This is a genomic window from Microbacterium azadirachtae, from assembly GCF_000956505.1.
Taxonomy (GTDB): domain Bacteria; phylum Actinomycetota; class Actinomycetes; order Actinomycetales; family Microbacteriaceae; genus Microbacterium; species Microbacterium azadirachtae_A.
The window spans coordinates 1-6,765 of sequence record NZ_JYIX01000005.1; the positions used below are offsets into that span (position 1 = coordinate 1).

Genomic DNA, 6,765 nt, shown 5'->3' on the forward strand with positions numbered 1-6,765 from the left:
GGAGCTGACCACGGGTCTGAAGCAGGCGGTGGATGGCATCAATGACATGTCGGAGTCGCTGCTGGGGATGATGCGTGCGATCCAGGATCTGGACACGCAGCTCGCCGGCGGCTGACACCGCACCGCATCGCGTACATCGGAGGCGTCGTGCCGGATCCATCCGCACGGCGCCCCGATGCGTCCGCAGCAGCAGGCGCCCGCAGGGGCGATGACACGGAGGGCATGACATGGCGGGGGACGGGGTTCTCTACCCGATCGACGATCTGAAGACGACCAGCGCGCAACTGATCGCGATCGTCGATGAGTTCGAGGCGGCGTCGAAACGGCGCGACGATCTCGAGCAGGCGGTGGGCCGCCCGGACGGCGATGACCGTCTGAAGTCACGCGTGCATGACTTCGAGGGAAGTTGGGACGACAGTCGCGACAAGCTGCTGTCCAAGCTCAAGGAGATCTCCGAGCGGGTGAAGGGCACCGTCGATGAGGTCACCAAGACCGACACCGACATGGCCGGCTCGATGCATCAGTCCGGCCAGGGCACCGGCGGCGGTCGCGGCCGCGCTGTGGCGAACTGAGGGGGGAGCGGGATGAAGACGCACAAGGGGCACGAGGTCGCCGTCATCGAGGGCGACTCCGCGGCGATCAGCGATCGCGGCACGACCATCACGACGCTCGCGACGCAGATGACGACCGCCGCGTCGACCCTGCAGGACATCAAGAGCGGCAAGCTCGTCGGCAAGGGCTACGCGATGGACAAGATCAAGGACGTCATCGGCGACATCCACGGAGACCTCGACGAGGCGGGCCGGCGCTACAAGCCCGCGGGCAAGACCCTCACCGACTACGCCGGGGTGCTCGCCACGGTGCAGGCGCAGATGAAGACCATCGTCGGCGACTGCGAGACGAGCGAGAAGGCTCTCGCCACGGCGCAGTCCGACGCCACCGCCGCGGACAGCGCGCTCACCCAGCACAACACGTCCGTCTCGGACCACCCGCCGGCGCCCGACCAGGCCGACGCGTCGAAGTCGGCGGGCGAGAAGCTCTCCGGCGCTGCGATGTCCGCGCACTCCACGCTGACGACGGCGAACGAGACGCACGACCACAACCTCGGCCGCTTCGACACCGCGTACGACACCTGGGACGAGGCGTACGAGCACGCCGTGAACGGGCTCGGCGACGCGAACAAGATCGGCAAGGACAGCACCTGGGAGAACATCGCGGGCGTGCTCGCGGTGATTTCGGAGTGGGTCGGCTGGATCGGGCTCGCGATCGCCGTGCTGGGTCTCATCATCGGCGGACCGTTCTTCGCGATCGCCGCCCTGGTCGTCGGCGTCATCGCGCTCGCGCTCACGGTGGCGCTGATGTTCGACGGCAGGAAGGGATGGGGCGATCTCGCCTGGGCGATCGTCGGCGTCCTGCCGATAGGCAAGCTCGGACAGGGCTTCGGCAAATTCTTCAAGGCGATCCCCAAGCAGCTCACCGGCCCGCTCGGTCAGATCCGCAACATCCGCGGCATCACCGCTGTCGCGAAGGGCGGCTGGAGGGCAGGATCCAAAGCGAATTTCGCCGCCTTCGTCACCAAGGTCTCCAAGACCAGGATGACCGGACCGTTCACTCTGGCGGGGCTCGGTCAGCGATTCCTCGGCGGCGCGAACCGCTCGTTCACCGTCGCCTTCCAGGACGCCGCGCAGGCGGGCACGGGGTATGGCAAACAGCTGGTCAAGAACTTGCCGACTGCGCTCGCCGACCTCGCAAAGGGCTCGGCGCCGTCGACCTGGGAGAAGGCCTGGAACGTCTACAAATGGGCGGACAAGGGAGTGGCGATGTCGAACGGGAAGCCTTCGGGCGGACTGTCGCCGGCGAAGATCCTGAACGGTCTGGTGGGATGAGTCCGATCGTCACGCGGACTCCGGGTTCTGCCTCCTGGGACCTTGCGTTCGACTCCGAGTGGTTCCTTCCGCTCCCCGCGCCCGAGGAGCTGCGCCTGGATCCCGCAGCCGCGGACGCGTGGGTCGATCACGCACTCGCTCACTACGCCGAACGCGGGCCGCTGACTGCGGGAGACCGTGAAGCGCTCTCTCTGACGGCGCGAGGGCTCCTGGCAATGGTCGATTCTGCGGCGACGCAGCTGTGGTTCGTGCCGCGCGGCGCGTATAGCGATGTGCTCATCGGGATCACGGTCGGCGACGTCGAAGGACTGGACCCCGATCAACTGGCCGCGGAGATCGGCTCTCTTCCGGATGCCACCGCGTCGGACATGATTGGGATCGACACGGACAATCTCGGCACCGGCGTGCTCGTGCGCCGCACGTCTGCGGCCATGGTCGATGACCGCGCGGTTCCGATCGCGAATTGGACCGTGGTCCTCCGGAAGGACGGCTGGCTCACTATCGTGGAGGCCATGGGATCCACGCTCGAGACCTTCGCGGTGCTCGAGCAGCATCTGCCGCGGTTGCTGGCGGGCATCTCGCTACCTGTCAGCGTCGCCCCATGAGCATCGCACCCTGGTTCGAGGCGGCGGCCGAGTTCGAACGCGACCTTCTGGAGCGGAACGCACCGCTCGCAGAGCTGCATCGAGAGGTCCAGGCTTCGGGAGCAGCGCGTCTGAAGTCGGCTGCGGCGCTGCGTGCCCCATCCCCGTGGCGAGGCATCACGTCGGCCTCGGGGATGCGGCAAGCGATCATGGAGGCGGAGGTCTACGCGCTCCTGAAGGACTATGCAGCCCGCGTCTCCGCGTCGATCGACAGCGCCGATGGCGCGCGTTGGGCCGCGTTCGTGGATGAGGGGCTGACGCGGTCGAGGCGGGGACTACTGGTCGACGAGGTGCGCAGCAGCGCCGCCGGCGCCCTCCAGCTTCGTGACGCGTGGGGATTCAGACCTGCCGTGCCGAACCGGGCATTCATCGACTGCGGATGCGGCTACGCCGAGAGCGGGGTCATCGGCAAGGGGCTGTGCATCGAATGCGGTGAGCTCGTGGTGCGGCGGTGGAGCGCCGAGGAGCTGCGGCTGCTGGCGATGGTTCCGGAATACCGCGGCCGGGTCGAGGAGATCCTCGTTGATACGGAGGCGCGTCAGCAGAAGCAGATCGGAGTGCGCAGCGAGACGCCGTTCGCGGATGTCGCATCGAAGCGTGCACGCGGCGGTCGGGCATTGCGTCGGCTGCGACGGTCGGGTCGGCGTCTTCTCGTATCGACGGAGGGCGATCTGCCATCCGAGCGCTGGACGCAGCTGGCACGACTGACGTCGAGGGCGTTGCAGACCAGCCTTCCCCTGGAAGGGCGACGTGCCGACAAGCGTGGGCTCGGCGCTGCCGGACTGGCAGCGCTCGCTCTGAAGGGCGACCGTGACATCCTCGGCTGATTCCGGAGTGGCAGTTCCCGGACTCGCGGCTGCGGCCCGGAGGTGCGTCTGCGGCTATGCCAAGACGGGGACGATGCCGAAGCGGTTGTGCCAGCCGTGCGCGAACGCCGTCGCCGCGGCGTGGGTGGCCGAGGAAGAGGGACTCCTGCAGCGCGCAACCGGACTTCGTGACGAGACCGCGCGCATCCTCGACGAGGCGACATCGGCGATCGCCAAGGCGCGCGCGATCGGGACCGACGACGCATACAGCACGGAGGAAGCCCTGCTCTCCAAGACGCGGCGTGCGCTGGCGCGAGCGAACCGACGGCACCGCGATGAGGTGTCACGGCTCGATCTGAGCCGGTGGCGCGAGCTCGCGACTCTCGTGAGGCGTGCATCGATGCCGACGATGGCCTCGGAGGCGCGGCGTGCGCGACGCCGTCTCGGCATGGCGCAGCTCTCGCGCCTCGCCCTGCGCGGCGCGAGCTGACCAGGACAATGGCTAGACGACGGGGGATGTGACATGGGAACGATGAACGATCTCGGGGTCGAGCTGAGGTTCGGCATCCCCGCCTTCCGGTTCGTGCTGCCGCCCGGCTGGGTGCAGCACCTGCCGACGAACGCCGCGCAGGAGGACGACGTCAAGCGGGCGAGCGCGATCTTCCGGCAGGCGAACCGCCCGGATCTGGACGCCGAGTTCCGCGGGTTGATGGCGCAGACCAACCAGGCGATGGCGCGCACCAAGGTGTTCGCGATCTACCGCCAGGAGCAGGTGGAGATGGACGAGCTGCTGCCCATGTCCATCACGGCGTCCGCGCTCAGCGCCGCGGACGGCGAGAACCTCGACGGCTGGGTGTCGGACGCGTTCCGCACCAAGGGCGCGCAGTTCCTCGACGAGGACGCGCCGCACATCGTGCGATGGCGGTCGGAACCGCAGCGACCGGCGAACGCGCGTCGGATCGAAGGGGTCGGCGGCCGCACCCTTACCTACGTGATCCCCGCCCCTGGCACGCAGCGGCGGAAGGCCCTCGTCTTCACGACGACCATCGTGATCCCGGACGGCGACGTCGTGCCGGGCGAGGTCGTCGACTCCCTGGAGCTGCTCAGCGACGCGATGATCTCCACGTTCACCTGGGAGCGCGAGCTCGAGGAGCCCGTGCTGCCGGCGGCCCTGGACGGCGGGAACTCCGTCGACTGATCCCGCGGGGTTGTTCGGGGGATCTGTTAAGCTGACGTCGTCATCGCGACTGCGTGCGGGGGGCTGCATGGCTGACGAAGTACAGGTGTTCTACAACCACCTGATCGTCGGTACGGCTACCAGGGTGTCGGCTGTGCGACACGTGTGGGCGGCAGTCGCCGCCGGATTGGTGCTGACGATGACAGGATGCGGTGTGCCTGGGCAGGTTCCGCAGCGCGATGCGCTCTACCGCGACGGCGAACAGCGCTATCTCGCGATGGCGACGACGATGCATACGGTGCTCATGGGCGTGCACGAGGGCGACTGGACCGTCCCGACCGGCGGGTACGGGGCCGTGCCGATCGGCTGCTCCCTGGAAGGTGGCGGCGATCTCGGGTACCGGTTCAGCTATCGACGCGAGGTCACCCTGCCTGGCATGGACGGAGAGACGATGAGCGCAGCCGCTATCGCCGCTTTCCGCGACGCGGGGCTCAAGGGCGAGGCCGCGGGATACGGGAAGGGCGACGCCGCCGAATGGAACCTCGTCGCCGAGGACGAGGCCCTGGGCCGCGTGGTGGTCACGATCGTTCCGGGGGCGTCACGGGTGGAGGTCTCGGCGGACACTCCGTGCGCGCCGGGGAACGCCGGCGAGCTGTCGCGGATGGTCACCGACGACGAGGCGCGGGGGAGCGACGCACTGACCTGGCGCTCGCTCCCTGCGACCGAGGGACCGGACTCCGTGCCGCTCTTCTACTTCCCGGTCGGCAGCCCCGTCTATTTCAACGAGGACGGATCCCCCGTCGAGCCGAAGCCCGTGGTGACGGCACCGCCGAAGGCGCCGTATGGCGGCTGACGTACACGCCCCGGCGCTGATCCCGGGGGGATGGGTAGTGCTGCCCATCGACGGGTTGTGCGGGGGTTGTTGGGTTCGTTGTGTCGGGCCGGGGTGGTCCGGTCCAGTGATTACCGGAGGTGTTGACGATGGCCGATTTCGGTGCGTCTTATGCGGAGATGGAGCAGGTGGCGTCGTCGTTGTCGCAGGCTCGTGATGATATTCAGGGTCAGTTGGACACTCTGAAGGGGCAGGTGGACAACCTGCTGGGTGAGGATTTCAAGACGCAGCACGCGTCGGGGAAGTTCGGTGAGGGTTATGGGGAGCTGACCACGGGTCTGAAGCAGGCGGTGGATGGCATCAATGACATGTCGGAGTCGCTGCTGGGCATGATGCGTGCGATCCAGGATCTGGACACGCAGCTCGCCGGCGGCTGACACCGCGCTCGGTGCTGCGGGGGCCGGTGGACGTCCACCGGCCCCCGTTTCCGCGTTTCGCGGGCGAGCAGCGGCGTACCGGGATCCGGCCCGCCGCCTTGATAACGTGAGGGGATATGAGCCTGTCGAACGACATCTGGGAGATTCCGGCCCAGACCACCGACATCGAGGGTCTGGACGCGCAGGGGCGTCCCGATCCGGCGTATGCGCAGGCGATCGGGCTCGTCCCGGCCCGCCCCGGTGCGCGCGTACTGTCGACCCTCCTCGAGCTGGTCGTGGCGCTCGTCATCGCCGTTCCCGGAGCGATCGCCGGCACGAACCTGGTGCTGCTGAGTGCGGCGGACCCGTCGGGGCTGCTGGCGCGCAAGGACCTGATCTGGATCCTGCTCCCGCTGATCGTCTCCTACGCGCTCATGCTCGTCTACACGCTCGTGCAGCTCATCCTGCACGGCCTCAAGGGAGCGACGCTCGGCAAGGCCGTGTGCGGGATCCGCACCGTCAACGTGCGCACGCTCGAGAAGCCGGGCTTCTGGCGCGGCGCCGTGGTGCGGTACCTGATCCTCGCGGCATCTTTCCTGGTGCCGGTGGTCGGACCACTCCTCGTGATCGCGCTGTCTCCGCTGTTCGATCCCGAGCGGCGCGGGCGCGGATGGCCGGATAGGGCCGCAGCCACCTGGCTCGTCGACGTGCGACGGGGCCTGAACCCCTATGACGGCAAGCGGATGCGCATCGCTCGCAAGCAGATCACCACCGAGGTGCACGAGGCCGCGCCCGCGCTGCCCTCGCTGGCCACGCCGGTCGACCGCGATGCCCCCGCGATGTACGTGCCGACCGGGCGCTTCTCCGGCGGGGTCGTGGGTGCGCACCGTGCCGCGGCTCCGGTCGCCGCGGCGTCAGGAACGCCCGCTGCGGCCGCCGGTGCCGGCGCGCCCGTCGCAGGCGTGCCGTCGCTCGCCACGCCGGCCGGCGGCCCTGCCCCGGTC

9 protein-coding genes are annotated in these 6,765 nt (G+C 68.7%); all 9 read left to right on the forward strand.

Annotated elements, in window-relative coordinates:
- The first annotated feature begins 227 nt into the window (after window positions 1-227).
- The gene (locus tag RS86_RS00065; protein ID WP_045270161.1) at window positions 228-572 is read left to right on the forward strand and encodes a hypothetical protein; all 345 of its coding nucleotides are present in this window, start codon (window positions 228-230) and stop codon (window positions 570-572) included.
- Window positions 573-584: 12 nt separating this feature from the next.
- On the forward strand, window positions 585-1,886 hold the full coding sequence (locus RS86_RS00070; RefSeq protein ID WP_045270162.1) for a hypothetical protein: 1,302 nt from the start codon (window positions 585-587) through the stop codon (window positions 1,884-1,886).
- Complete coding sequence (locus RS86_RS00075) at window positions 1,883-2,491, forward strand: hypothetical protein (protein ID WP_045270163.1); 609 nt, start codon at window positions 1,883-1,885, stop codon at window positions 2,489-2,491. Before RS86_RS00070 ends, RS86_RS00075 begins: the two co-directional genes overlap by 4 nt.
- 188 nt (window positions 2,492-2,679) lie before the next feature.
- Entirely contained in the window at window positions 2,680-3,357 is a 678-nt protein-coding gene (locus tag RS86_RS00080; protein ID WP_152642009.1) for a hypothetical protein, read from the forward strand.
- A gap of 73 nt (window positions 3,358-3,430) precedes the next feature.
- Window positions 3,431-3,826: a hypothetical protein gene (locus tag RS86_RS00085; RefSeq protein WP_152642010.1), complete on the forward strand. Its 396-nt coding sequence runs from the start codon at window positions 3,431-3,433 to the stop codon at window positions 3,824-3,826.
- 33 nt (window positions 3,827-3,859) lie between these two features.
- Window positions 3,860-4,534, forward strand: coding sequence for a hypothetical protein (locus tag RS86_RS00090; RefSeq protein ID WP_045270166.1), 675 nt, complete (start codon window positions 3,860-3,862; stop codon window positions 4,532-4,534).
- A gap of 67 nt (window positions 4,535-4,601) precedes the next feature.
- Entirely contained in the window at window positions 4,602-5,366 is a 765-nt protein-coding gene (locus RS86_RS00095; RefSeq protein WP_152642011.1) for a hypothetical protein, read from the forward strand.
- 128 nt (window positions 5,367-5,494) lie between these two features.
- Window positions 5,495-5,782, forward strand: coding sequence for a WXG100 family type VII secretion target (locus RS86_RS00100; protein ID WP_052674178.1), 288 nt, complete (start codon window positions 5,495-5,497; stop codon window positions 5,780-5,782).
- Window positions 5,783-5,898: 116 nt separating this feature from the next.
- On the forward strand, window positions 5,899-6,765 hold an 867-nt coding region (locus RS86_RS00105; RefSeq protein ID WP_045270168.1), incomplete at its 3' end, for an RDD family protein.